Source organism: Lysinibacillus sp. AR18-8 (assembly GCF_001705465.1).
GTDB lineage: Bacteria > Bacillota > Bacilli > Bacillales_A > Planococcaceae > Lysinibacillus > Lysinibacillus capsici.
This window is the reverse complement of sequence record NZ_MDGU01000042.1, coordinates 1-1,269: the sequence shown is the minus strand read 5'-3', so window position 1 is coordinate 1,269 and position 1,269 is coordinate 1. Positions and strand designations below refer to the sequence as shown.

The following is a 1,269-nucleotide window of genomic DNA, read 5'->3' as shown; positions in this document are numbered from 1 at the left end:
TGGAGGAGGTAGAGGGATTCGAACCCCCGCGCGGTGTTACCCGCCTGTCGGTTTTCAAGACCGATCCCTTCAGCCAGACTTGGGTATACCTCCAAAAATATTACAATGGTGGAGCCTAGCGGGATCGAACCGCTGACCTCCTGCGTGCAAGGCAGGCGCTCTCCCAGCTGAGCTAAGGCCCCATTTATCATGAAAGATGGTCGGAATGACAGGATTCGAACCTACGACCCCTTGGTCCCAAACCAAGTGCTCTACCAAGCTGAGCTACATTCCGTAAACATGATTTTATTGGCGCGCCCGACAGGAGTCGAACCCATAACCTTCTGATCCGTAGTCAGACGCTCTATCCAATTGAGCTACGGGCGCATGTTAATTAAAAAATGATGAGCCATGAAGGACTCGAACCTTCGACCCTCTGATTAAAAGTCAGATGCTCTACCAACTGAGCTAATGGCTCGTGAAATTAAAAATGGCTGGGGTACTAGGATTCGAACCTAGGCATGACGGAATCAAAATCCGTTGCCTTACCGCTTGGCTATACCCCAATTTTAAAATGGGGCGACTGATGGGAATCGAACCCACGAATGTCGGAACCACAATCCGATGCGTTAACCACTTCGCCACAATCGCCACTATATAGATTATATTAGCTGTATTATGAACGAGTACCTCAATACCTGGCAGGGGCAGTAGGAATCGAACCCACACCAAAGGTTTTGGAGACCTCTATTCTACCGTTGAACTATGCCCCTAAAATGGTGGAGGGGGACGGATTCGAACCGCCGAACCCTAAGGAGCGGATTTACAGTCCGCCGCGTTTAGCCACTTCGCTACCCCTCCAAGGGAATGGTGCCGGCGATAGGAGTCGAACCCACGACCTACTGATTACAAGTCAGTTGCTCTACCAACTGAGCTACACCGGCAATAATAATGGCGGTCCCGACCGGGATCGAACCGGCGATCTCCTGCGTGACAGGCAGGCATGTTAACCGCTACACCACGGGACCAAAATGGTGGAGGATGACGGGCTCGAACCGCCGACCCCCTGCTTGTAAGGCAGGTGCTCTCCCAGCTGAGCTAATCCTCCACAAAAAATAAGCGAAGCGACGTCCTACTCTCACAGGGGGAAGCCCCCAACTACCATCGGCGCTAAAGAGCTTAACTTCCGTGTTCGGTATGGGAACGGGTGTGACCTCTTTGCCATCATCACTTCACTTATTCAGCTGAAAGACTTATTCTTTCAAAACTAGATAAACGATACATTGAAAG

Annotated in this window: 12 tRNA genes and 1 rRNA gene; all 13 read right to left on the bottom strand. The window is 51.0% G+C overall.

Annotated features, from left to right (window positions below):
• The 13 genes from BFM98_RS20335 to rrf all read right to left on the bottom strand — a co-directional run bounded on the left by BFM98_RS20335 (position 1) and on the right by rrf (position 1,214).
• Positions 1-93, bottom strand: a tRNA-Ser gene (locus BFM98_RS20335).
• A 13-nt stretch (positions 94-106) separates the two neighbouring features.
• A tRNA-Ala gene (locus BFM98_RS20330) sits at positions 107-182 on the bottom strand.
• Positions 183-197: 15 nt separating this feature from the next.
• Positions 198-274, bottom strand: a tRNA-Pro gene (locus BFM98_RS20325).
• A gap of 15 nt (positions 275-289) precedes the next feature.
• Positions 290-366, bottom strand: a tRNA-Arg gene (locus BFM98_RS20320).
• A gap of 18 nt (positions 367-384) precedes the next feature.
• Positions 385-457, bottom strand: a tRNA-Lys gene (locus tag BFM98_RS20315).
• Positions 458-470: 13 nt separating this feature from the next.
• A tRNA-Gln gene (locus BFM98_RS20310) sits at positions 471-545 on the bottom strand.
• A 9-nt stretch (positions 546-554) separates the two neighbouring features.
• Positions 555-630: transfer RNA gene (locus BFM98_RS20305), tRNA-His, on the bottom strand.
• Between the two features lie 48 nt (positions 631-678).
• Positions 679-752 (bottom strand) — tRNA-Trp (locus tag BFM98_RS20300).
• Positions 753-756: 4 nt separating this feature from the next.
• Positions 757-840, bottom strand: a tRNA-Tyr gene (locus BFM98_RS20295).
• A gap of 7 nt (positions 841-847) precedes the next feature.
• Positions 848-923: transfer RNA gene (locus tag BFM98_RS20290), tRNA-Thr, on the bottom strand.
• Between the two features lie 8 nt (positions 924-931).
• Positions 932-1,007: transfer RNA gene (locus BFM98_RS20285), tRNA-Asp, on the bottom strand.
• 4 nt (positions 1,008-1,011) lie between these two features.
• Positions 1,012-1,087: transfer RNA gene (locus tag BFM98_RS20280), tRNA-Val, on the bottom strand.
• A gap of 11 nt (positions 1,088-1,098) precedes the next feature.
• Positions 1,099-1,214: ribosomal RNA gene (rrf, locus tag BFM98_RS20275) — 5S ribosomal RNA — on the bottom strand.
• Positions 1,215-1,269: the final 55 nt, after the last annotated feature.